We start from the raw sequence: 22,750 nt of genomic DNA, 5'->3' as shown, positions 1-22,750 counted from the left end.
CGTAGGTTAAATTTGCCAATCTCAACCGAAAAGTAAGAGGTAAATCCCACATTGCAACACTTGTCGTTGCTTCAAAGCGAGCCCATTTCATCCCAGCACTAATGCTGGTATCCTGTGCCACCTTAATACATCAAAAATAGAGAGACATCATGTCTGAAGTTAAATTTGAAACTGTAGAACAGAAAGCAAGCTATGGCATTGGTCTACAGATGGGCCAACAACTGGCAGGTTCTGGTTTAGAAGGTCTTAATGTTGACGCTATCGCGGCAGGTATCGCAACGGCTCTAGTAGGCGACATGCCTGCAATTGAAATCGACGAGATCAACGCAGCACTTCAAGATCTGCATCAACGTGCTGAATCTGCTCGTCAAGAAGCAGCAAAAGCAGCAGCAGCTGATGGTGAAACCTTCCTAAAAGACAACGCTCTACGCCCAGAAGTCACGGTTCTAGAGTCAGGTCTACAGTATGAAATCCTTACAGAAGGTACTGGTGAAATCCCAACTTCAGACAAGCAAGTTCGTGTTCACTACCACGGTGAGCTAACAGACGGCACTGTATTCGACAGCTCTGTGTCTCGTGGTCAACCGGCTGAATTCCCAGTGACTGGCGTGATCAAAGGTTGGGTTGAAGCCCTGCAGCTAATGCCTGTTGGTTCTAAGTGGAAACTATACATCCCGCAAGACCTCGCATACGGAGAGCGTGGCGCTGGCGCAGCTATCCCTCCATTTGCTGCACTAGTATTCGAAGTAGAACTATTAGACATTCTGTAATTCAAAACGAATTCAGTATTCTTAATAAAGCGACGCATTGCGTCGCTTTTTTTGTCTACACTGGTAGTGTTTTGCTTTATCCCTCAAGGAATCACTATGAACAAAGCCTTAGTACTACTTCCAATTATCCTTTCAACAAGTTTCTCCAGTTACGCATTTCTCAATCTCGGAAAAGAAAACATCGACTCAAACGCGTTAACTGGCCTACTGAGCGAAAAAATGTCAGACACTCAAAGTCAATCACCATTGACTGACGCATTGGCAAGCAACCTATCGATCAGCGCAGAGCAAGCCGCAACAGGCTCGGCAGCGCTGCTATCTTTGGCTCAGAATCAACTGCCCACGAATCAAAGCGCTGAACTAACAGAATCTATACCAGGTCTATCGAGCTTGTCTTCGCTGGGCGGGATAACAGACCAAGTCCAATCAATAAGTGCAGTGAACGATATTTTTGCGAAAATAGGGCTAGATTCATCAATGATCAGCCAGTTCACGCCAATCATACTCGAGTACTTATCGGGACAAGGAGCCAGCTCCGGGTTAATGGCGTCTCTTGAAGAGCTGTGGAAAGAATAATAAGAGTCAAATAATCAGCAGATACAAAAAAGCCGAGCTAATGCTCGGCTTTTTCGTTCGTACGAACCTGATTACTCAGCAGCTTCTTCAGCAGCTGGGCGATCTACAAGCTCAATGTAAGCCATTGGAGCTTTATCACCAGCACGGAAACCAGCTTTTAGGATACGAGTGTAACCGCCCTGACGAGCAGCAAAACGTGGACCTAGTTCGTTAAATAGTTTTGCAACTACTTCGTTGTCACGAGTACGTGCAAACGCTAGACGACGGTTAGCAACACTGTCAGTCTTAGCTAGTGTAATCAAAGGCTCAACTACGCGACGTAGCTCTTTTGCTTTTGGCAATGTAGTCTTGATAACTTCATGACGTACTAGAGAGCTAGCCATATTGCTGAACATCGCTTTGCGATGTGAGCTGTTGCGGTTGAGTTGACGACCACTCTTACGATGGCGCATGACCTAATCCTTCTAACTAGTATCGATTAATCTTCAGCGATAGACGCTGGTGGCCAGTTCTCTAGGCGCATACCCAGAGACAGACCACGTGATGCAAGTACGTCTTTAATCTCAGTAAGAGATTTTTTACCAAGGTTAGGCGTTTTAAGTAACTCAACCTCAGTACGCTGTACAAGATCACCGATGTAGTGAATCGCTTCTGCTTTCAGACAGTTAGCAGAGCGAACTGTTAGTTCAAGATCGTCTACAGGACGCAGTAGGATCGGATCGAATTCTGGCTTCTCTTCCTTCTCCTCAGGTACACGTACATCGCGAAGATCTACGAACGCATCCAATTGCTCAGCTAGAATAGTAGCTGCGCGGCGGATTGCTTCCTCAGGGTCTAGAGTACCGTTCGTTTCCATGTCGATAACAAGCTTGTCTAGGTCTGTACGCTGCTCTACACGAGCCGCTTCTACAGAATAAGCAATTTTGTCTACTGGGCTGTACGTAGCGTCAACCAGTAGGCGACCAATTGGACGCTCATCTTCTTCAGTATGGATACGAGCGGAAGCTGGAACATAACCACGACCACGTTCAACTTTGATACGCATTGCGATCTCAGCATTGTCATCAGTAAGGTGACAAATAACGTGTTCAGGGTTAGCGATCTCTACATCACCATCATGGGTGATGTCACCTGCAACCACAGGGCCCGAGCCTGATTTGTTCAAAGTAATGAACACTTCATCTTTGCCTTCGGCAACACGTACAGCCAAACCTTTAAGGTTTAGTAGGATTTCAAGGATATCTTCTTGAACGCCTTCTTTTGTACTGTACTCATGAAGTACGCCCTCAATTTCTACTTCTGTTACAGCACAACCTGGCATAGAAGATAGAAGAATACGGCGAAGTGCATTACCAAGAGTATGGCCAAAACCACGCTCTAATGGCTCAAGAGTTACTTTTGCGTGAGTCGTGCTAACCTGTTCGATGTCAACAAGACGTGGCTTAAGAAATTCTGTTACAGAACCCTGCATTGTGTCCTCTCTTTAGTTTAAACCTTACTTAGAGTAAAGCTCGACGATCAATTGTTCGTTGATGTCAGCAGATAGATCTGAACGCTCAGGCAAACGCTTGAACGTACCTTCCATCTTACCACCATCTACTTCAATCCAAGTTGGTTTTTCACGTTGTTCTGCAACTTCTAGAGCCGCTTTGATACGAGACTGCTGTTTAGCTTTCTCGCGAATTGAAACAACGTCGTTAGCCGCAACTTTGAAAGAAGGAACGTTTACAACTTTACCGTTAACTAGGATAGCTTTGTGGCTAACTAGCTGACGTGCTTCTGCGCGAGTTGCACCAAAGCCCATGCGGTAAACTACGTTATCAAGACGACCTTCAAGAAGCTGAAGTAGGTTTTCACCAGTGTTGCCTTTAAGGCGAGCTGCTTCTTTGTAGTAGTTACGGAATTGTTTTTCTAGAACGCCGTACATACGACGAACTTTTTGCTTCTCACGAAGCTGAACGCCATACTCAGATAGACGACCGCGACGAGCGCCGTGTACACCTGGTGCGTTATCAATTTTACACTTGGTATCGATCGCGCGAACACCAGACTTAAGGAATAAGTCAGTGCCTTCACGACGGCTAAGCTTCAGCTTAGGACCCAAATATCTTGCCATGATCTTTCTCCAGTAATCTAAAAAACGTTATACGCGACGTTTCTTAGGTGGACGACAACCGTTATGAGGGATTGGTGTAGCATCAACGATGTTTGTGATGCGGAAACCAGCAGCGTTCAGTGCACGAACAGTAGATTCGCGACCTGGACCTGGACCCTTAACCATAACTTCCAAGTTCTTTAGACCGTACTCTTTAGCCATTTCAGCACAACGCTCAGCAGCAACCTGTGCAGCGAACGGAGTAGACTTACGAGAACCACGGAAACCTGAACCACCTGCAGTAGCCCACGCTAGAGCATTACCTTGACGGTCAGTAATAGTTACGATTGTGTTGTTGAAAGACGCATGGATGTGCGCAACGCCATCTGCAACTTGCTTGCGTACGCGCTTACGAGCGCGAGTTGGTTGTTTAGCCATTGTACTCTACCTTCCCGATTATTTTTTGATCGGCTTACGCGGACCCTTACGGGTGCGAGCATTGGTTTTAGTACGCTGTCCACGTAGTGGTAGACTGCGACGATGACGAAGACCACGGTAACAACCAAGGTCCATAAGACGCTTGATGTTCATTGATACTTCACGACGTAGATCACCTTCCACAGTGTACTTAGCTACACCATCACGCAGTTGATCGATCTGCTCTTCAGTTAGTTCACTGATCTTAACATTTTCAGCAATACCCACTTCAGCTAGGATAGCTTGAGAGCGAGTTTTACCAATACCGTAAATCGCTGTTAGAGCGATTACAGCATGCTTCTGATCAGGAATGTTAATGCCTGCTATACGGGCCATTATTCACTCCTAAGTGTTTCTATAAAAGAATTAGCCGCAGCAAAGCCCGTTATGGATACGCTGCGGAATACTACTTCTTTTGCACGCAAAAGGTAGGCCGAGGAATATACTCGACGCTACCTTATATTTCAAGTAAAAATTTCTGCTAATTAGCCTTGGCGCTGCTTGTGCTTTGGCTCACTGCAAATCACGCGAACAACACCGTTACGCTTGATAACTTTACAGTTACGGCAGATTTTTTTAACGGAAGCACGAACTTTCATTGCTAAACTCCGTAAATGAAACCTGAGTTATCGGCCGTAGCCTTTCAGGTTTGCCTTTTTCAACACAGAATCATACTGTTGAGACATCAGATGAGTCTGTACCTGTGCCATAAAGTCCATGATGACAACCACTACTATAAGTAGAGATGTACCGCCGAAGTAGAAACGTACGTTCCACGCGACCATCATAAACTCCGGAATCAGACAGATAAAGGTAATGTAAAGCGCACCAGCTAAGGTTAAACGCGTCATTACTTTATCAATATATTTCGCTGTCTGCTCACCTGGGCGGATGCCGGGTACGAATGCACCAGACTTCTTCAAGTTATCTGCTGTTTCACGCGGGTTGAATACCAACGCCGTGTAGAAGAAACAGAAGAAAATAATCGCTGCAGCATAAAGCATTACATACAGAGGTTGACCTGGGCTAAGAGCCAAAGACACGTCAGTTAACCAACCGAGCGCGCTGCTCTCACCATTCTGACCAAACCACTGCGCCAATGTTCCTGGGAACAAGATAATGCTTGACGCAAAGATTGCCGGAATAACACCTGCCATATTAATTTTAAGTGGCAAGTGAGTACTTTGTGCAGCAAATACTTTACGACCTTGTTGACGCTTCGCGTAGTTAACAACGATTCGACGTTGGCCACGCTCCATGAAAACAACGAAGTAAATTACTGCAAAAGCAAGTACAACAATCAACAGCAGAAGAAGTACATGCAATTCACCTTGACGCGCTTGCTCGATTGTTTGACCGATTGCTGAAGGCAATCCAGCAACAATACCTGCAAAAATCAGTAACGAAATACCGTTACCAATACCACGCTCTGTAATTTGTTCACCTAACCACATTAAGAACATGGTGCCGGTTACTAAACTTACGGTAGCAATTAGCGTAAACATGGTTTGGTTGATAACAACCAGATTGTCGACCATGTTTGGTAAGCCAGTTGCAATACCAATAGCCTGGAATGTTGCAAGTACAAGCGTGCCGTAGCGTGTATATTGGCTGATCTTACGACGGCCTGCTTCACCCTCTTTTTTGAGTTCAGCTAACGCTGGATGAACTACAGTTAGCAGTTGGACAACAATCGATGCCGAAATATACGGCATGATACCCAACGCTAATATAGATGCACGCTCAAGAGCACCACCGGAGAACATGTTAAACATTTCAACGATGGTACCTTTTTGCTGTTCGAACAAATCGGCAAGTACAGCTGCGTCAATACCAGGAATCGGCACAAAAGAGCCAGCTCGGAATACTAAAAGTGCACCAATTACGAATAACAAGCGCGACTTTAGTTCACTTAAGCCGCTCTGAGCACTACGAAAATCTTGTCCTGGTTTCTTAGCCATCTGTACCTCGTTCCTCGAGATTATTCCTCGATTTTACCGCCTGCAGCTTCGATTGCAGCTTTAGCGCCTTTAGTCACACGTAGACCTTTAACAGTCACTGCTTTGTTAATTTCACCAGATAGAACAACTTTTACAAATTCGATGTTCTTAGTGATAACGTTAGCAGCTTTAAGGCTGTTTAGGTCAACGACGTCACCAGTAACTTTCGCTAGCTCAGCTAGACGAACTTCAGCAGACACTAGGCTCTTACGAGAAGTGAAACCGAATTTTGGTAGACGTTGTTTCAGAGGCATTTGACCGCCTTCGAAACCTGGACGAACTGAACCGCCAGAACGTGACTTTTGACCTTTGTGGCCACGACCACCGGTTTTACCAAGGCCAGAACCGATACCACGACCTACGCGCTTCGCAGAAGGCTTAGAACCCGCAGCCGGTGATAGAGTATTCAAACGCATTCTGATTACTCCTCAACTTTAACCATGTAGAAAACCTTGTTGATCATGCCGCGTACACACGGAGTATCTTCAAGTTCTACAGTATGGTTGATTTTACGAAGGCCTAGCCCCTTTAAACACGCTTTGTGCTTAGGTAGACGACCGATTGAGCTTTTAGTTTGAGTAACTTTAATAGTTGCCATGGTGTTCTTACTCCGAAATAGATTCAACAGTTAGACCACGTTTAGCAGCAACCATTTCTGGCGACTTCATGCTACCTAGTGCATCGATCGTTGCACGAACGATGTTGATAGGGTTCGTAGAACCGTATGCTTTAGATAGTACGTTGTGTACACCTGCTACTTCTAGTACTGCACGCATCGCACCACCTGCGATTACACCCGTACCTTCAGCAGCTGGCTGCATGTAAACTTTAGAGCCCGAATGACGACCTTTCACCGGGTGGTGAAGAGTACCTTCGTTTAGAGCGATCGTAGTCATGTTACGACGCGCTTTTTCCATTGCTTTTTGGATCGCTGCAGGTACTTCACGTGCTTTGCCGTAACCGAAACCTACACGACCGTTACCGTCACCAACTACAGTTAGTGCAGTAAAGCTCATGATTCGACCACCTTTAACCGTTTTTGAAACACGGTTAACTGCGATTAGCTTTTCTTGCAAATCATTCGCTTGAACTTGTTGTTCTTTAGCCATCTTCCAACCCTACCTTAGAATTTCAGACCAGCTTCGCGAGCAGATTCTGCTAGCGCCGCCACTCGACCGTGGTATTGGAAACCAGAACGATCAAATGCAACTGAATCAACGCCTTTTTCAAGAGCGCGTTCTGCAACAGCTTTACCTACTGCTTTAGCTGCATCGATGTTACCAGTGTTCTTAATTTGCTCACGGATCGCTTTTTCTACAGTAGAAGCTGCTGCGATAACCTCAGAGCCGTTTGATGCGATAACCTGAGCGTACACGTGACGAGGAGTACGGTGTACTACTAGGCGAGTTGCACCCAGTTCTGCAATCTTACGACGTGCGCGTGTAGCACGACGGATGCGAGATGCTTTCTTATCCATAGTGTTACCTTACTTCTTCTTAGCTTCTTTAGTACGCACATTTTCATCTGCGTAACGAACACCTTTACCTTTATAAGGTTCAGGCTCACGGTAAGAACGAATGTCAGCCGCAACCTGACCAACAAGTTGTTTGTCACAACCAGTGATCACGATTTCAGTTTGGCTTGGACACTCAGCTTTAATACCCGCTGGCAATTCATGCTCAACTGGGTGAGAGAAGCCAAGAGTTAGGCCTACAGCGTTGCCTTTGATAGCAGCACGGTAACCAACACCCTTAAGAGTTAGCTTCTTAGTAAAGCCTTCAGTAACGCCAACAACCATGTTGTTAACTAGAGCGCGAGCAGTACCTGCTTGTGCCCATGCGTTAGCAACACCTTCGCGTGGACCGAAAGTAAGATTGTTTTCTTCCTGAGCAACAACTACCGCATCGTTAAGAACGCGAGATAGTTCGCCTTTAGCACCTTTTACAGTGATTTCTTGGCCGTTTAGTTTCACCTCTACGCCAGCTGGAATAGCGACAGGTGCTTTAGCAACACGAGACATAGTCTACTCCTATTAAGCTACGTAGCAGATGATTTCACCACCAAGACCTGCTTTACGTGCAGCGCGGTCTGACATAAGACCCTTGGAAGTTGAAACGATAGCAACACCAAGACCACCCATTACAGAAGGAAGTTCATCTTTCTTCTTGTAAACACGTAGACCTGGACGAGAAACACGTTTAAGTTGCTCGATTACTGGTTTAGCTTGGAAGTACTTAAGTGTAACTTCTAGCTCAGGTTTAGCTTCGCCTTCTACAGCGAAATCAGTGATGTAACCTTCAGCTTTTAGTAGTGCAGCAATTGCAACTTTAAGCTTTGAAGAAGGCATTTTAACAGCAACTTTGTTTGCTGCCTGACCGTTACGAACGCGGGTCAGCATATCCGAAATCGGATCTTGCATGCTCATATGATTTACTCCAAATGATTAAGTGGCAATTACCAGCTAGCCTTACGAAGTCCAGGAATCTCGCCTTTCATGCAAGCTTCACGAACTTTGATACGGCTTAGACCGAACTTACGTAGGTAACCGTGTGGACGACCAGTTTGGTTACAACGGTTGCGCTGACGTGATGCACTTGAATCACGTGGAAGAGATTGCAATTTAAGAACTGCGTTCCAACGATCTTCTTCAGATGCGTTTACATCGCTGATGATAGCTTTAAGCGCAGCGCGCTTTTCAGCGAACTTAGCTACTAGCTTCGCACGTTTTGCTTCACGTGCTTTCATTGAATTTTTAGCCATAACAGTAACCCTTCACCTTACTTACGGAATGGGAAGTTAAAGGCAGCCAGCAGAGCACGGCCTTCCTCATCAGTACCAGCAGACGTCGTAATAGTGATGTCTAGACCGCGTACTCGATCAACTTTATCAAAGTCGATTTCCGGGAAGATGATTTGCTCGCGAACGCCCATGCTGTAGTTACCGCGTCCGTCAAAAGACTTAGCGCTAACACCACGGAAGTCACGTACACGTGGAAGAGCGATGTTAATTAAACGCTCAAGAAAATCCCACATACGTTCGCCACGCAAGGTTACTTTACAACCGATAGGGTAGCCTTCGCGGATTTTGAAACCTGCAACAGATTTACGCGCTTTAGTGATAAGTGGCTTTTGACCTGAGATCGTTGCCATATCAGCAGCTGCGTTTTCTAGCAGTTTCTTATCGTTGATTGCTTCACCAACACCCATATTTAGGGTGATTTTCTCGATTCTAGGGACTTGCATGACGCTTGTGTAGCTGAACTCTTTGGTCAGTTCAGCGACTACAGACGACTTGTAGTAATCATGCAGTTTCGCCATAGTAGAACTCCAAATTACTTCTATTAGTTAGAAACGATTTCGTTGTTAGATTTAAAGAAACGTACTTTCTTACCATCTTCAAAACGGAAACCGATACGGTCAGCTTTACCAGTAGCTGAGTTAAAGATTGCAACGTTAGAAGCATCAATAGCTGCTTCTTGCTCAACGATGCCACCTTGTTGACCTAGAGCCGGAACCGGCTTTTGGTGCTTCTTAACAAGGTTGATACCTTCAACAACAACTTTACCAGTTGCTAGAACCTTAGTTACTTTACCTTTCTTGCCTTTGTCTTTACCAGCAAGAACGATTACTTCGTCGTTACGACGGATTTTAGCTGCCATTTCTACGTGCTCCTTACAGAACTTCTGGAGCCAGTGAAACGATCTTCATGAACTTATCGCCACGAAGTTCACGCGTCACAGGGCCAAAGATACGTGTACCGATTGGTTGCTCAGTGTTGTCGTTCAACAATACGCAAGCATTACGGTCGAAGCGAATGACAGAACCGTCTGGACGACGTACGCCTTTACGGGTGCGCACTACTACCGCCTTCAGAACGTCACCTTTCTTAACTTTACCGCGAGGAATTGCTTCCTTAACAGTAACTTTGATGACGTCACCGATATGTGCATAACGGCGGTGTGAGCCACCCAGGACCTTAATACACATTACCTTGCGCGCGCCAGAGTTATCAGCTGCGTCAAGTGTACTTTGCATTTGGATCATTGTTAGTGCTCCGCTAAATATTAATAACTAGACCCATCACGGGTCGGGCTGCCTCTTTAAAAGGGACGCGAATTGTACCACCCTTTTCTGTGATTGGGTAGTCAAAAAATAAACGGCCCCAAAATAATTTTGGAGCCGTTTTTTTGTTTATAGAATAGTGAAGATTAGATCTTCGCCTTTTCTACAACTTTAACCAAAGTCCAAGACTTAGTCTTAGACAGTGGACGACATTCACGAATTTCAACAGTATCGCCTAGGCCACACTCGTTGTTCTCGTCATGTGCGTGAACTTTAGTCGTGCGCTTTACGAACTTGCCGTAAATTGGGTGTTTAACCATGCGCTCGATAGCAACAGTGATAGACTTGTCTGCTTTGTTGCTAACTACACGACCAAATGAAGTACGAATTTTGTCGCTCATTATGCGCCTGCCTTCTCAGTCAATACGGTTTTCACACGTGCGATATCACGACGTACAGCTTTCAGAGTATGAGTTTGCTGTAGCTGACCAGTTGCAGCTTGCATGCGCAAGTTGAACTGTTCGCGTAGCAAATTCAATAGCTCAGCGTTAAGCTCTTCAACGCTTTTTTCGCGTAGATCTTGTGCTTTCATCACATCACCTGCTTAGTTACAAACGTAGTTTTGAATGGCAGTTTACGCGCCGCTAGACGGAACGCTTCACGAGCCAATTCTTCAGGTACACCACCCATTTCGTACATAACCTTACCAGGTTGGATTTGGGCTACCCAGTACTCAACGTTACCTTTACCCTTACCTTGACGAACTTCAAGTGGTTTTTCTGTGATAGGTTTGTCTGGGAACACACGGATCCAGATTTTACCTTGACGCTTAACGTGACGTGTCATTGCACGACGTGCCGCTTCGATTTGACGAGCAGTTAGACGGCCACGGCCAGTTGCTTTAAGACCGAATTCGCCGAAGCTTACATCAGTACCTTTAGCTAGACCACGGTTACGACCAGTCTGAACCTTACGGAACTTAGTACGTTTAGGTTGTAGCATCTGTCGACTCCTTACTTACGGCCTTTGCGCTGCTTCTTAGGCTTGTCGCCTTTAGGCTCTACAGCGTTAGCTGCTGGCATACCGCCTAGGATCTCACCTTTGAAGATCCAAACTTTAATGCCGATTACACCGTATTGAGTGTGAGCCGAAGAAGTTGCGTAATCAATGTCAGCACGTAGAGTGTGTAGAGGTACACGACCTTCACGGTACCACTCTGAACGTGCGATTTCAGCGCCGCCTAGACGACCACTTACTTCTACTTTGATACCTTTAGCACCTAGACGCATAGCGTTTTGTACCGCGCGCTTCATAGCACGACGGAACATCACACGACGCTCTAGCTGAGACGCGATGCTGTCACCAACAAGTTGCGCATCTAGTTCAGGCTTACGTACTTCAGCGATGTTAATTTGCGCTGGTACACCTGCAATTTTAGCTACTGCTGCGCGTAGCTTCTCAACGTCTTCACCTTTCTTACCGATAACAACGCCTGGACGAGCAGTGTGAATAGTCACACGGATACTCTTAGCAGGACGCTCGATAACGATGCGTGATAGAGACGCTTTTTTCAGTTCACTTGTAAGGAACTGACGTACCTTGAAGTCGCCGTCTAGGTTGTCAGCGAAATCTTTGGTGTTAGCAAACCATGTAGCATTCCAAGGCTTAACGATGCCAAGACGAATACCATTTGGATGTACTTTCTGACCCATTGCTTACTCTCCTAGTCTCTTAGCGATCTGCTACAACAACAGTGATGTGGCTTGAACGCTTCAAGATACGATCCGCACGACCTTTAGCACGAGGCATAATACGCTTCATGATAGGGCCTTCATCTACGAAGATCTTTGCGACACTTAGATCGTCAATATCTGCACCTTCGTTGTGCTCCGCGTTCGCGATAGCTGACTCAAGAACTTTCTTAACTAGGTCAGCAGCTTTTTTGTTGCTGAAAGTTAGGATTTCTAGAGCTTGGTCAACTGATTTACCACGGATTTGATCCGCAACTAAGCGAGCTTTCTGAGGCGAAATGCGAGCAAAGTTATGTTTAGCTAGTGCTTCCATCATCTACTCCTTAACGCTTCTTAGCTTTCTTATCCACGACGTGGCCGCGGTAAGTACGAGTTGGTGCAAATTCACCCAGTTTGTGACCGATCATTTCTTCGGTAACGAAAACTGGTACGTGCTGACGACCATTATGGACAGCGATGGTCAAACCGATCATCGTAGGGATGATCATTGAACGACGGGACCAAGTCTTAATAGGCTTTTTGTCTCCGCTTTCCACCGCTTTCTCTACCTTCTTCAGCAAGTGTAGGTCAATAAATGGACCTTTCTTGAGAGAACGTGGCATGGCGATTCCTCTTTATATAGATTACTTGTTACGACGACGTACGATGTACTTGTCGGTGCGTTTGTTCTTACGAGTCTTGAAGCCTTTAGTTGGCTGACCCCATGGTGAAACTGGGTGACGACCACCAGAAGTACGGCCTTCACCACCACCGTGTGGGTGGTCTACTGGGTTCATCACAACACCACGAACGGTTGGACGAACACCACGCCAGCGGCTAGCACCAGCTTTACCAAGTTCACGTAGCATGTGCTCAGAGTTACCAACTTCACCGATTGTTGCACGGCCTTCAGAAAGTACTTTGCGCATTTCGCCAGAACGTAGACGGATAGTTACGTATGCACCGTCGCGAGCAACGATTTGAGCATATGCACCAGCCGAACGAGCTAGCTGACCACCTTTACCAGGCTTAAGTTCAACGTTGTGTACAGTTGAACCTACTGGGATGTTACGCATTGGAAGTGCGTTACCAGCTTTGATTGGTGCGTCTGCACCAGACTGGATAGCATCACCAGCTTGAACACCTTTAGGTGCTAGGATGTAACGACGCTCACCGTCTGCATACAGAACTAGAGCGATGTTAGCGCTACGGTTTGGATCGTATTCTAGACGCTCAACTTTCGCTGGGATACCGTCTTTAGTACGTTTGAAGTCAATGACACGGTAGTGGTGCTTGTGACCACCGCCGATGTGACGTACTGTAATACGACCGTTGTTGTTACGACCACCGTTCTTAGAGTTTTTCTCTAGAAGAGGTGCGTATGGCTTGCCCTTGTGTAGGTCAGCGTTAACAACTTTAACAACGTGACGACGACCAGGGGAAGTCGGCTTACATTTAACAATAGCCATTTCTCAACTACTCCTGTTATTCCGCGCCGCCAACGAAGTCAAGATCTTGACCTTCTTTCAAAGTAACGTACGCTTTCTTAACGTCGCTGCGGCGACCTTGGCGTAGACCTTGACGTTTGGTCTTACCCTTATTGATAAGAGTATTTACAGACTTAACTTCAACTTCAAATAGCTTTTCTACAGCTGCTTTGATCTCTTTTTTAGTAGCATCTTTAGCTACTTTGAAAACGATAGTGTTCGCTTTCTCAGCTGCCATAGTTGCTTTTTCAGAGATGTGCGGTGCACGTAGAACTTTTAGGATACGCTCTTCAGTGATCATGCTAGCATCTCCTCTACTTGCTTAACTGCTTCAGCAGTAATTACAACCTTGTCAAACGCAATTAGCGATACTGGGTCGATACCAGCAACGTCACGTGCGTCAACTTTGTATAGGTTACGAGCAGCTAGGAATAGATTCTCATCTACTTCGCTAGTCACGATAAGCGCGTCAGTTAGCTCAAGCTCTTTAAGCTTAGCTACAAGCTCTTTAGTTTTAGGTGCTTCTACTGAGAAGTTATCAACAACGATTAGACGCTCTTGACGAACAAGCTCAGAAAGAATGCTCTTCATAGCACCACGGTACATTTTTTTGTTTACTTTTTGGCTGTGATCTTGTGGTTTCGCAGCAAAAGTAACACCACCTGTACGCCAGATTGGGCTACGGATTGTACCAGCACGTGCACGGCCAGTACCTTTTTGACGCCATGGCTTAGCGCCACCGCCTGCAACTTCTGAACGTGTTTTTTGAGCACGAGTACCTTGACGAGCACCTGCTGCATACGCAACAACTACTTGGTGTACAAGAGCTTCGTTAAACTCACGTCCGAAAGTAGTTTCGGAAACAGTTAGTGCATCAGCACCTTTAACCATTAGTTCCATTACTTACTCCTGAGACGTTATGCTTTAACAGCTGGTTTAACGATCACGTTACCGCCTGTTGCGCCAGGGACTGCACCTTTAATAAGAAGCAGGTTGCGCTCAGCGTCAACACGTACGATCTCTAGGTTTTGAGTCGTTACACGCTCAGCACCCATGTGACCTGCCATTTTCTTGCCTTTAAATACGCGACCTGGAGTCTGACATTGACCGATAGAACCAGGAGCACGGTGAGACAATGAGTTACCGTGAGTCATATCTTGAGTAGAGAAGTTCCAACGCTTAACAGCGCCTTGGAAGCCTTTACCTTTAGATGTACCAGTAACGTCTACTTTCTTAGTTTCGTTGAACAGTTCAACAGTTAGTTCAGCACCAACTTCAAACTCTTCACCGTTTTCCAAACGGAATTCCCAAAGACCGCGACCAGCTTCAACACCTGCTTTCGCAAAGTGGCCAGCTTCTGGCTTAGAAACACGGTTAGCTTTCTTAGCGCCAGTAGTTACCTGGATTGCTGCGTAGCCGTCAGTTTCAAGTGTACGCACTTGAGAAACACGGTTAGCTTCAACCTCAACAACTGTTACTGGGATAGAAACGCCTTCTTCAGTAAATACGCGGGTCATGCCCACTTTACGACCGATTAGACCAATCATTCTTCTAATCTCCCTTAACCTAGGCTAATTTGTACGTCAACGCCCGCAGCAAGGTCTAGACGCATCAGAGCATCAACAGTTTTGTCTGTTGGCTCAACGATGTCGATTAGACGTTTGTGAGTACGGATTTCGTACTGATCACGAGCATCTTTGTTAACGTGTGGAGAGATAAGAACTGTGAAACGCTCTTTACGAGTAGGTAGTGGGATTGGACCACGAACCTGTGCGCCAGTGCGCTTAGCTGTTTCAACGATTTCCGCTGTAGAAGCATCGATCAGTTTGTAATCGAAAGCTTTTAGGCGGATACGGATACGTTGGTTCTGCATGAGACAGAGCTCCAAAATTAAATATTACACAAACAATATCGCCACTCAAACTCGCAAAAGCGAGAGAATGTCGATTGATTTATGTGAAACCGTAGCATCCAAGATTAGGACGCATTGTCAGTTAATTTTCGATTAACTACCCCTACATGCCAAAGTCACCTTTGGGGATAGTTTTTCCGAAGAAAAGATAGCTAATTGTATTAACCGCGAACATAAGCTGAGTTTACATTACCTTGCAAATCAATCTGATTTGCTCGCTCCTCATTGCTCATTGGTTCACAACTGGCTTAACCAGTGCGACGCATTATACAGATCACAATTTTATGTGCAAGGGTTGTTTGAAAAATAAACTAGAACAGATATGAAGATGGATTTCAGAAGCAAAAACGCAGACGGTGCTAGCCGTCTGCGTTTTGTTATTAGGAAGGTAGTCCTATGGGTAAAGTCAAACGAGTCGTTGACGCACCGCTTCAAATAAACACACCCCAGAAGCAACAGAAACGTTCAAGCTCGACACACTGCCTGCCATTGGGATTTTAATCAGGTCATCACAGGTTTCACGTGTCAGGCGACGCATGCCATCACCTTCCGCTCCCATGACGATAGCAAGAGGCCCAGTTAACTTAGCTTGGTAGATGTCATGTGTCGCTTCCCCGGCCGTGCCGACAAACCAGATCCCCTGCTCTTGCAACGCACGCATAGTCCGAGCAAGGTTGGTTACGCGAACCAAAGGCACCGTTTCTGCTGCGCCACAAGCAACTTTGCTGACTGTCGCGTTAATGTTTGCTGATTTATCTTTAGGGACGATCACCGCAGCCACACCAGCCGCATCGGCATTTCGTAAACACGCGCCGAGGTTATGCGGATCGGTGACTCCATCCAGTACCAGCAATAATGGTGCAGAATGTTGGGCAAGGATGTCATCGAGATCATTTTCATTTAGCTGCTTGGCCGGCTTCACCTTGGCCATAATGCCCTGGTGGTTAGCGCCACGAGCTTTATCATCAAGAGTCTTACGTGTCATTTGTTGAATCGACACGCCACACATCTGGAGCTCATTTAGGATTGGCATTAAACGGTCATCTTGACGACCTTTTAATACAAAGGCTTCAACAAAGCGCTCTGGCTCTTTTGCCAATACCGCTTTTACTGCGTGAATCCCGTAAATAAATTCGTTACTCATTACTTTATCCGATTACTGTTTCTTGCTACGTGCTTTCTTAGCTTTATTACGTGGCTTTTTCTTACGTGCTTTATCTGACTGCTTCACGGCTTTTTTACCTTCTTCGGGGCCTGCGTCTGGGCGTTTGGTTGGTTCAACCAAAGGTTTGGCCTTATCAACTGAACGTCGACCAGTCGCAGCCGCATTCTTTTTCGCTTTGGCTTTTTTCTGCGCCTCAGCAGCACGCTTCTTAGCGGTTTTTCCTTTGCCGCGTAGCTTACGATTTGTTTCGATCAATTCAAAGTCTATTTGTCGATCATCGAGGTTGACGGAAAGTACTTTGACTTTAACAGCATCACCAAGCCGATAAATAGCGCCAAAGCTTTCACCAATAAGTCTTTGGCCAATAGGGTCAAATTGATAATAGTCATTAGCAAGCGTCGAAATATGCACCAATCCGTCAATATGTAACTCTGTCAGACGCACGAAGAAACCAAAACCGGTGACATTGGCTATAACACCATCCAGCTCTTCTCCGACATGATCTTGCATATATTCACACTTAAGCCAGTCAGACACTTCACGCGTCGCATCATCGGCACGACGCTCTGTCATCGAACACTGCTCACCATAGAAGTCCATATCATCAAAGGAGTAATGGAAGCCACCTGTAGGTGTCCAACGATCTTTCAGCGTGCCATTCTCTTTTGCAATCAGGTATTTGATTGCCCGATGAAGCAAGAGATCCGGATAGCGACGAATAGGGGAAGTAAAGTGCGCGTAGCGTTTTAATGCCAAACCAAAGTGACCACAGTTATCGGCGTTGTACACCGCCTGCTTCATTGAGCGAAGCAACATGGTTTGAATCAACTCTTTATCCGCACGTTCACCAATCTGCTTGACCAAATCTGCATAGTCTGTCGGTGAAGGCTCTAAACCACCATTGAGATGTAAACCTAATTCGCCTAAGAAGTCACGGAAACCTTGTAATCTCAGCTCACCCGGAGATTCGTGAATGCGATACAGTGCTGGCTCTTTTGCTTTTTCAACCAAGGAAGCAGAAGCAATATTGGCAAGAATCATACATTCTTCGATAATCTTATGCGCATCATTACGGATTACCGGTTCGATGCTGTCAATCTTACGCTCAGCATTAAAGATGAACTTAGTCTCGACCGTTTCAAACTCGATAGCGCCACGATTATCTCGAGCGTGCTTAAGCACTTTATACATCTTATGCAGCTCTTCCAAGTGCGGAACTAATGGCTCATATCTTTGACGCAGTTCCTCATCTCCTTCAAGGATATCGTTCACCTTGTTGTAAGTCAGACGAGCATGTGAGTTCATCACCGCTTCGTAGTGCTTATAGCCAGATAACTTACCCGTCTCAGAGATGGTCATCTCACACACCATACATAAGCGATCAACTTGCGGGTTAAGAGAACATAAGCCGTTAGACAATACTTCCGGAAGCATAGGCACCACTTGCGATGGGAAGTAAACCGAGTTACCGCGGTTAATCGCTTCTTTATCTAAAGCGCTATCGGGGCGGACATAATAACTCACATCGGCAATCGCCACCCATAGGCGCCAACCGCCACTTTTCTTTTTCTGACAGAAAACTGCATCATCGAAATCACGCGCGTCTTCACCATCGATAGTCACTAGTGGTAGTTCACGAAGATCAACACGGCCTTGTTTCGCCTCTTCTGGAACCTCTTCACCCAGTCCCTCAATTTGCTTGTCGACAGCTTCAGGCCACTCATGGGGAATTTGGTGAGTGCGGATTGCGATTTGTGTTTCCATACCTGGTGCCATATTTTCACCTAGCACCTCAATGACTTTCCCCATCATGCCGCGAGAGCGAGAGCCACGATCAGTGATTTCAATCACCACAACGTTCCCCATACGAGCCCCGGCACGCTGTTCATTTGGAATCAGAATATCTTGGCTGATACGTGAATCATCAGGAACAACGTATGAGTAGCCATACTCAAGGAAGAAACGACCCACAATCTGCGTTGCTCGCTCTTCTAAAACACGAACAAGTCGCCCTTCCTTTCGCCCTCGCTTAGAGTTGTCCGTTGGTTGCACCAGTACATAGTCACCATGAATGATGTTCTTCATCTGATGATGTGGCAACACTATGTCATTATCTTTACCAACACTGCCTTCTGGACGAACCCAACCGTGGCCGTCCTTGTGGCCAATCACGTAGCCTTTGACCATTTCGAGCTTTTCCGGCAAGGCGTAGCATTGACGACGCGTAAACACCAATTGACCATCACGCTCCATCGCTCTCAGTCTACGACGTAAACCTTCATACTGCTCTTCGCCCTCTAAATGTAGGGCTTCAAACAAGTCATTGCGATTCAAGGGGACACCCGCCTGTGCGAGAAACTCAAGAATGAACTCCCGGCTTGGAACAGGGTTTTCATAATTTTCTGATTCACGAGCTGCAAACGGATCGTTTGGTGTGCTTTCTGACATAGGCGCGCCTAATTAAACAAGGAAGGTAATTAAAGCTAGTATATCCGACTCACTTACTAAGCTACAGGATAGATAGATTAAAAAGCCAAATTCTATTGTGTTTTCATCTGTTAACATCTTTGATCACGATCTTTTACAACAAAATTCAAAGATCACACTTTTATGAAAATGACAAAGCAAACGATTGCAAAAGTGAAATTTCACTCTATTATCCAGTCAAATTTTACTTTTTATATTTTATTTAGGTTTCGTTATGAGTATTAAGCGTACTTTACTTTCCGCTGCAGTCGCAGGGTTATGTTCCTTATCCGTTTCTGCCGCCGAGAAAGTCGATCTGATGATCACAGATGCGATGGTATTAACCATGAATCATGACAAGCAGGTGTATGAAAAAGGCACCGTTGTGATCAAAGATAATAAAATTTTGGCCGTTGGTGACCAATCGCTTGAATCACAATACCAAGCTAAGAAAACACTCGATGTTGATGGTGATATCGTGATGCCAGGCCTGATTAACACGCACACTCACGTATCAATGACTGTCTTTCGTTCGCTAGCGGACGATGTTCCTGACCGACTACACCGTTATATCTTCCCGCTTGAAGCTAAGCTCGTCTCCCGTGATATGGTACGCATTGGTGCCAACCTAGGTAACGTCGAAATGGTCAAAGGGGGCGTGACGACTTATGCCGACATGTACTACTTTGAAGACGAAGTGGCTAAAACTGTCGATAAAATCGGCATGCGAGCCATTCTTGGCGAAACAGTGATTAAATTCCCAGTTGCTGATGCAGCCAATGCAGAAGAAGGTATTCAGTACGCGCTCAACTTTATTGAAGAGTACAAAGACCACCCTCGCATTACACCCGCATTCGCCCCGCATGCACCTTACACCAATACAACAGAAACTCTGCAGAAAATTGCCAAACTATCACTGGAGAAGGATGTTCCAGTCATGATTCACCTTGCAGAATCGCATCGTGAAGAAGAAAAAATCGCTGAGCGTGCTGAAGGAATGTCTCCCGTTGAGTACATGGATAGCATTGGCGCACTCAACAAAAACTTAGTTGGCGCACATATGATTCTCGTCGATGACAAAGACATTGAATTGGTCAAACAATCGGATATGGGCGTTGCCCATAACATGAGTGCCAACATTAAGTCAGCGAAAGGCGTATCACCAGCGCTTAAGATGTACGATCAAGGCGTTCGTATTGGTTTAGGCACTGATGGTCCAATGTCTGGTAACACACTAAGCACCATTGATGAATTCAATCAGGTCGCTAAAGTGCATAAGCTGGTTAACAAAGACCGTGCTGCTATGCCACCGATTAAAGTGATCGATATGGCGACCATGGGCGCAGCAAAAGCACTGCATATGGAAGACAAAATCGGCTCACTAGAGGAAGGAAAGCTAGCGGATATCATCGTTGTCGATACCAAAGCACCAAACATGGTGCCCGTATACAACCCATACTCTGCATTGGTTTATTCTGCAAATTCTGGCAACGTCCGCCATTCCATTGTTGACGGAAAAATCCTGATGGAAGATCGCAAGATGCTAACCGTAAATGAAGCAGCGATTCGTAAAGAAGCGCTTGAGTTTACAGAAGTCGTACGAGAGACCGTGATTGAATCAGGGGAAGTCGTACAATAATCCCCCTGTCTTAAAGCAGCAATGCCCAGCAAGTGCTGGGCATTTTCTTTTCATTCACGCTCTGAGTGCAGTCAGGTCGATGAGTTACCAGAAGGTATCGCGTTTTTTGGCTCTGGCAATAATATTTTGTGGCATTCTCCGCTCTAAGCCTTGGCGCAGAATCGAAATACGTTTGTGCGTGCGCTGATCAGCTGTCACTGAGTTGTATAGCCAGCGATAGGCATCTTCGTAATCCAGCGGACTGCCATAGTCACGCAGTAACAGCTCCGCTAAGTGAATACGTGCCTTAAGGTTACCCATTGCAGCCGCTTCACGCAAATAGGGGATCGCACGCTCTTTGTCCTGCTGAACTAAGGTACCGCGCGAATAATAACGCCCGAGCTGTTCCAGTGCTGCTGGCAAGCCCTGATGCGCTGCATTTTCCATATAGTACAAGCCCAGTTCGACATCCTGCTCGACACAGACACCCCACGCTAACATATCCCCATACAAAAATTCGTACGATGGCAGGCTGATCCTCGTTGCACGAGCAACAATGTCTTCAACCAATTGGCAACTGTCTGCTTTGACCTGTTCTAAATGTTTATTTTCGTTGATCAGTTTAATCAGTTCAGCTTCGGTATAGATGGGAATCGGCTCACCAATCTCAGTAAGTTCATTGGCATTAGCCATGGAGGCCCCAAACAAAAATACCATCGAAGCAGCTAACTTTCTTAGCTTCATTGTCTGCACTCTTTGACTTCGATAATGTCTCCACCTGTCTACTCACCACGACAGGCAATACAAGCTGGGTTCTTAGCAACCTGTATATTGAGGATTAACCGTACAAACGGCAATCTTGATACCTGTATCGGCAATGACTGCTAACTCTTTAATCAAAATTGCCGAAGACTGGCAAAAACTTGCCACTGTCTGTATAGATAATGCATAAATATTGAGCATAAAAAAACCAGCGTTTCCACGCTGGTTTTTAAATCACAGAAAGCGACCAGAATTAAGCTTTGTAAGGGTGAACCTTGATGATTGTCTCGTTACGGTCTGGACCTGTAGAGATAATGTCTACCGGAACACCCGTAAGTTCTTCAATACGCTTGATGTAATCCAGAGCTGCTTGTGGAAGCGCCTCTAAAGATTTAGCACCAAAGGTTGTCTCAGACCAACCTGGCATAGTTTCGTAGATTGGCGTTGCTTCTTCGAATGACTCTGCAGCCATTGGAGAAACTTCTAGGATAGAGCCATCTTTCATCTTGTAACCAGTACAGATCTTGATCTCTTTCAGACCATCAAGAACGTCTAGCTTAGTTAGGCACATACCTGTTAGCGAGTTGATTTGGATTGCGCGGCGCATTGCCACTGCATCGAACCAACCTGTACGACGTAGACGACCCGTTGTTGCGCCAAACTCATGACCGACATCACCTAGGTGCTTACCTACTGGGTCTTGCTTGTCTTGACCATCGTAAAGCTCAGTTGGGAATGGACCTGAACCAACACGAGTACAGTAAGCCTTAGTAATACCAAGGATGTAACCGATGTGACGAGGACCGAAACCAGAACCCGCAGCAACACCACCAGCCGTCGTGTTAGAAGACGTTACGTATGGGTAAGTACCGTGGTCGATATCAAGTAGCGTACCTTGAGCGCCTTCGAACATAATCTTGTCGCCGCGCTTACGTGCTGCGTCTAACTCGTCAGTGACGTCGATAACCATTGAAGTAAGAAGATTTGCGTAGCTCATGCATTGCTCAAGTACTTCTTCGTAGCTCACTGTTTCAGCTTTGTAGAAGTGCTCTAGCTGGAAGTTATGGAAGGCCATAACTTCTTTTAACTTCTCAGCAAACATCTCTTTATCGAACAGGTCACCAACGCGTAGACCACGACGAGCAACTTTGTCTTCGTAAGCAGGACCAATACCGCGACCTGTTGTACCAATAGCTTTCGCGCCACGAGCGATTTCACGCGCGTTGTCGATAGCGATGTGGTAAGGAAGAATTAGAGGACAAGCTTCAGACACGAAAAGACGCTCGCGTACTGGAATACCGCGCTCTTCAAGAGGCTTCATTTCTTTAAGGAGAGCTTCAGGCGATAGTACTACGCCATTACCGATAACACATTTTACGTTATCGCGAAGAATACCTGATGGAATTAAGTGAAGAACGGTTTTTTCACCGTCAATGACTAGAGTGTGACCTGCGTTGTGACCGCCTTGGTAGCGAACCACGTATTTTGCATCTTCAGTTAAAAGGTCTACGATTTTACCTTTACCTTCGTCACCCCATTGGGTGCCCAGAACGACTACGTTATTTCCCATCTTTCCAAGTCTGATTGCTAGTTAAAAATGGATTCTAGCACTGAATCACACTTCTTGCAGT

At 45.9% G+C, this 22,750-nt stretch carries 35 protein-coding genes; 3 read left to right on the top strand and 32 right to left on the bottom strand.

Going from position 1 to position 22,750, the window contains the following annotated elements:
- Window positions 1–149 precede the first annotated feature (149 nt).
- Window positions 150–770 (top strand): FKBP-type peptidyl-prolyl cis-trans isomerase, encoded by a 621-nt coding sequence (locus tag L1D31_RS19380; RefSeq protein ID WP_239838664.1) that lies wholly within the window; start codon window positions 150–152, stop codon window positions 768–770.
- A gap of 96 nt (window positions 771–866) precedes the next feature.
- Window positions 867–1,346, top strand: a complete 480-nt coding sequence (locus tag L1D31_RS19375) for a DUF2780 domain-containing protein (protein WP_239838663.1) — start codon at window positions 867–869, stop codon at window positions 1,344–1,346.
- Between the two features lie 71 nt (window positions 1,347–1,417).
- On the opposite strand, the gene rplQ is transcribed toward L1D31_RS19375, so the two are convergent.
- The 30 genes from rplQ to rnr form a co-directional block, all read right to left on the bottom strand.
- Complete coding sequence (gene rplQ / locus L1D31_RS19370; RefSeq protein WP_005383141.1) at window positions 1,418–1,798, bottom strand: 50S ribosomal protein L17; 381 nt, start codon at window positions 1,796–1,798, stop codon at window positions 1,418–1,420.
- Between the two features lie 26 nt (window positions 1,799–1,824).
- Entirely contained in the window at window positions 1,825–2,817 is a 993-nt protein-coding gene (rpoA, locus tag L1D31_RS19365; RefSeq protein WP_004410407.1) for a DNA-directed RNA polymerase subunit alpha, read from the bottom strand.
- Window positions 2,818–2,841: 24 nt separating this feature from the next.
- Complete coding sequence (rpsD, locus tag L1D31_RS19360) at window positions 2,842–3,462, bottom strand: 30S ribosomal protein S4 (RefSeq protein WP_006963204.1); 621 nt, start codon at window positions 3,460–3,462, stop codon at window positions 2,842–2,844.
- 27 nt (window positions 3,463–3,489) lie between these two features.
- Window positions 3,490–3,879, bottom strand: a complete 390-nt coding sequence (rpsK, locus tag L1D31_RS19355; protein ID WP_001118870.1) for a 30S ribosomal protein S11 — start codon at window positions 3,877–3,879, stop codon at window positions 3,490–3,492.
- Between the two features lie 18 nt (window positions 3,880–3,897).
- Entirely contained in the window at window positions 3,898–4,254 is a 357-nt protein-coding gene (rpsM, locus tag L1D31_RS19350; protein WP_005383154.1) for a 30S ribosomal protein S13, read from the bottom strand.
- 149 nt (window positions 4,255–4,403) lie between these two features.
- The gene (gene rpmJ, locus L1D31_RS19345) at window positions 4,404–4,517 is read right to left on the bottom strand and encodes a 50S ribosomal protein L36 (RefSeq protein WP_000868186.1); all 114 of its coding nucleotides are present in this window, start codon (window positions 4,515–4,517) and stop codon (window positions 4,404–4,406) included.
- 27 nt (window positions 4,518–4,544) lie between these two features.
- Window positions 4,545–5,879 carry a preprotein translocase subunit SecY gene (gene secY / locus L1D31_RS19340; protein ID WP_239838662.1) on the bottom strand — a complete coding sequence of 445 codons (1,335 nt, stop codon included), beginning with the start codon at window positions 5,877–5,879 and terminating at the stop codon, window positions 4,545–4,547.
- 20 nt (window positions 5,880–5,899) lie between these two features.
- Window positions 5,900–6,334, bottom strand: a complete 435-nt coding sequence (rplO, locus tag L1D31_RS19335; RefSeq protein WP_006963206.1) for a 50S ribosomal protein L15 — start codon at window positions 6,332–6,334, stop codon at window positions 5,900–5,902.
- Window positions 6,335–6,339: 5 nt separating this feature from the next.
- Complete coding sequence (gene rpmD / locus L1D31_RS19330) at window positions 6,340–6,516, bottom strand: 50S ribosomal protein L30 (protein WP_006963207.1); 177 nt, start codon at window positions 6,514–6,516, stop codon at window positions 6,340–6,342.
- 7 nt (window positions 6,517–6,523) lie between these two features.
- A complete protein-coding gene (rpsE, locus tag L1D31_RS19325; protein ID WP_004745894.1) occupies window positions 6,524–7,027 on the bottom strand; it encodes a 30S ribosomal protein S5 in 504 nt (167 codons plus the stop codon).
- Window positions 7,028–7,041: 14 nt separating this feature from the next.
- Entirely contained in the window at window positions 7,042–7,395 is a 354-nt protein-coding gene (rplR, locus tag L1D31_RS19320; RefSeq protein WP_045974706.1) for a 50S ribosomal protein L18, read from the bottom strand.
- Between the two features lie 9 nt (window positions 7,396–7,404).
- Complete coding sequence (gene rplF, locus L1D31_RS19315; RefSeq protein ID WP_045974707.1) at window positions 7,405–7,938, bottom strand: 50S ribosomal protein L6; 534 nt, start codon at window positions 7,936–7,938, stop codon at window positions 7,405–7,407.
- A gap of 12 nt (window positions 7,939–7,950) precedes the next feature.
- Window positions 7,951–8,343: a 30S ribosomal protein S8 gene (gene rpsH, locus L1D31_RS19310; protein WP_045974708.1), complete on the bottom strand. Its 393-nt coding sequence runs from the start codon at window positions 8,341–8,343 to the stop codon at window positions 7,951–7,953.
- A gap of 29 nt (window positions 8,344–8,372) precedes the next feature.
- Window positions 8,373–8,678, bottom strand: a complete 306-nt coding sequence (gene rpsN, locus L1D31_RS19305; protein WP_006963211.1) for a 30S ribosomal protein S14 — start codon at window positions 8,676–8,678, stop codon at window positions 8,373–8,375.
- A 17-nt stretch (window positions 8,679–8,695) separates the two neighbouring features.
- Window positions 8,696–9,235 (bottom strand): 50S ribosomal protein L5, encoded by a 540-nt coding sequence (gene rplE / locus L1D31_RS19300; protein ID WP_008072340.1) that lies wholly within the window; start codon window positions 9,233–9,235, stop codon window positions 8,696–8,698.
- Window positions 9,236–9,258: 23 nt separating this feature from the next.
- Window positions 9,259–9,576 (bottom strand): 50S ribosomal protein L24, encoded by a 318-nt coding sequence (rplX, locus tag L1D31_RS19295; protein WP_239838661.1) that lies wholly within the window; start codon window positions 9,574–9,576, stop codon window positions 9,259–9,261.
- A 13-nt stretch (window positions 9,577–9,589) separates the two neighbouring features.
- Window positions 9,590–9,961: a 50S ribosomal protein L14 gene (gene rplN / locus L1D31_RS19290; protein ID WP_004745883.1), complete on the bottom strand. Its 372-nt coding sequence runs from the start codon at window positions 9,959–9,961 to the stop codon at window positions 9,590–9,592.
- A 164-nt stretch (window positions 9,962–10,125) separates the two neighbouring features.
- A complete protein-coding gene (gene rpsQ / locus L1D31_RS19285; protein ID WP_206371606.1) occupies window positions 10,126–10,380 on the bottom strand; it encodes a 30S ribosomal protein S17 in 255 nt (84 codons plus the stop codon).
- Complete coding sequence (rpmC, locus tag L1D31_RS19280; protein ID WP_004410456.1) at window positions 10,380–10,571, bottom strand: 50S ribosomal protein L29; 192 nt, start codon at window positions 10,569–10,571, stop codon at window positions 10,380–10,382. The genes rpsQ and rpmC overlap by 1 nt, the downstream gene beginning before the upstream one ends.
- Window positions 10,571–10,981 (bottom strand): 50S ribosomal protein L16, encoded by a 411-nt coding sequence (gene rplP / locus L1D31_RS19275; RefSeq protein WP_004410459.1) that lies wholly within the window; start codon window positions 10,979–10,981, stop codon window positions 10,571–10,573. Before rplP ends, rpmC begins: the two co-directional genes overlap by 1 nt.
- An 11-nt stretch (window positions 10,982–10,992) precedes the next feature.
- Complete coding sequence (gene rpsC, locus L1D31_RS19270) at window positions 10,993–11,691, bottom strand: 30S ribosomal protein S3 (RefSeq protein ID WP_005471060.1); 699 nt, start codon at window positions 11,689–11,691, stop codon at window positions 10,993–10,995.
- 19 nt (window positions 11,692–11,710) lie between these two features.
- The gene (rplV, locus tag L1D31_RS19265; protein ID WP_006963216.1) at window positions 11,711–12,043 is read right to left on the bottom strand and encodes a 50S ribosomal protein L22; all 333 of its coding nucleotides are present in this window, start codon (window positions 12,041–12,043) and stop codon (window positions 11,711–11,713) included.
- A gap of 10 nt (window positions 12,044–12,053) precedes the next feature.
- Complete coding sequence (rpsS, locus tag L1D31_RS19260) at window positions 12,054–12,332, bottom strand: 30S ribosomal protein S19 (protein WP_004745876.1); 279 nt, start codon at window positions 12,330–12,332, stop codon at window positions 12,054–12,056.
- Window positions 12,333–12,353: 21 nt separating this feature from the next.
- The gene (rplB, locus tag L1D31_RS19255) at window positions 12,354–13,178 is read right to left on the bottom strand and encodes a 50S ribosomal protein L2 (RefSeq protein WP_006963217.1); all 825 of its coding nucleotides are present in this window, start codon (window positions 13,176–13,178) and stop codon (window positions 12,354–12,356) included.
- A 16-nt stretch (window positions 13,179–13,194) separates the two neighbouring features.
- The gene (gene rplW / locus L1D31_RS19250; RefSeq protein WP_093278415.1) at window positions 13,195–13,497 is read right to left on the bottom strand and encodes a 50S ribosomal protein L23; all 303 of its coding nucleotides are present in this window, start codon (window positions 13,495–13,497) and stop codon (window positions 13,195–13,197) included.
- A complete protein-coding gene (gene rplD, locus L1D31_RS19245) occupies window positions 13,494–14,096 on the bottom strand; it encodes a 50S ribosomal protein L4 (RefSeq protein ID WP_006963218.1) in 603 nt (200 codons plus the stop codon). The genes rplW and rplD overlap by 4 nt, the downstream gene beginning before the upstream one ends.
- 17 nt (window positions 14,097–14,113) lie before the next feature.
- Window positions 14,114–14,743 (bottom strand): 50S ribosomal protein L3, encoded by a 630-nt coding sequence (gene rplC / locus L1D31_RS19240; protein WP_006963219.1) that lies wholly within the window; start codon window positions 14,741–14,743, stop codon window positions 14,114–14,116.
- 14 nt (window positions 14,744–14,757) lie between these two features.
- The gene (rpsJ, locus tag L1D31_RS19235) at window positions 14,758–15,069 is read right to left on the bottom strand and encodes a 30S ribosomal protein S10 (RefSeq protein ID WP_001181007.1); all 312 of its coding nucleotides are present in this window, start codon (window positions 15,067–15,069) and stop codon (window positions 14,758–14,760) included.
- A 445-nt stretch (window positions 15,070–15,514) separates the two neighbouring features.
- Window positions 15,515–16,252: a 23S rRNA (guanosine(2251)-2'-O)-methyltransferase RlmB gene (gene rlmB, locus L1D31_RS19230; protein WP_239838660.1), complete on the bottom strand. Its 738-nt coding sequence runs from the start codon at window positions 16,250–16,252 to the stop codon at window positions 15,515–15,517.
- A gap of 12 nt (window positions 16,253–16,264) precedes the next feature.
- On the bottom strand, window positions 16,265–18,721 hold the full coding sequence (rnr, locus tag L1D31_RS19225; protein ID WP_239838659.1) for a ribonuclease R: 2,457 nt from the start codon (window positions 18,719–18,721) through the stop codon (window positions 16,265–16,267).
- A gap of 253 nt (window positions 18,722–18,974) precedes the next feature.
- Between rnr and L1D31_RS19220 the strand changes: the two genes are divergently transcribed.
- Window positions 18,975–20,378: an amidohydrolase gene (locus L1D31_RS19220; protein WP_239838658.1), complete on the top strand. Its 1,404-nt coding sequence runs from the start codon at window positions 18,975–18,977 to the stop codon at window positions 20,376–20,378.
- An 84-nt stretch (window positions 20,379–20,462) separates the two neighbouring features.
- Here L1D31_RS19220 and L1D31_RS19215 read toward each other — a convergent pair whose 3' ends face one another.
- The gene (locus L1D31_RS19215) at window positions 20,463–21,101 is read right to left on the bottom strand and encodes a tetratricopeptide repeat protein (RefSeq protein ID WP_239838657.1); all 639 of its coding nucleotides are present in this window, start codon (window positions 21,099–21,101) and stop codon (window positions 20,463–20,465) included.
- Between the two features lie 271 nt (window positions 21,102–21,372).
- Window positions 21,373–22,689 carry an adenylosuccinate synthase gene (locus L1D31_RS19210; protein ID WP_239838656.1) on the bottom strand — a complete coding sequence of 439 codons (1,317 nt, stop codon included), beginning with the start codon at window positions 22,687–22,689 and terminating at the stop codon, window positions 21,373–21,375.
- Window positions 22,690–22,750 lie beyond the last annotated feature (61 nt).

The organism is Vibrio sp. Isolate23 (assembly GCF_022398095.1).
Lineage (GTDB): Bacteria > Pseudomonadota > Gammaproteobacteria > Enterobacterales > Vibrionaceae > Vibrio > Vibrio coralliilyticus_A.
Note: the sequence above shows the minus strand (reverse complement) of the source record. Positions and strands in the feature narration are given on the sequence as shown.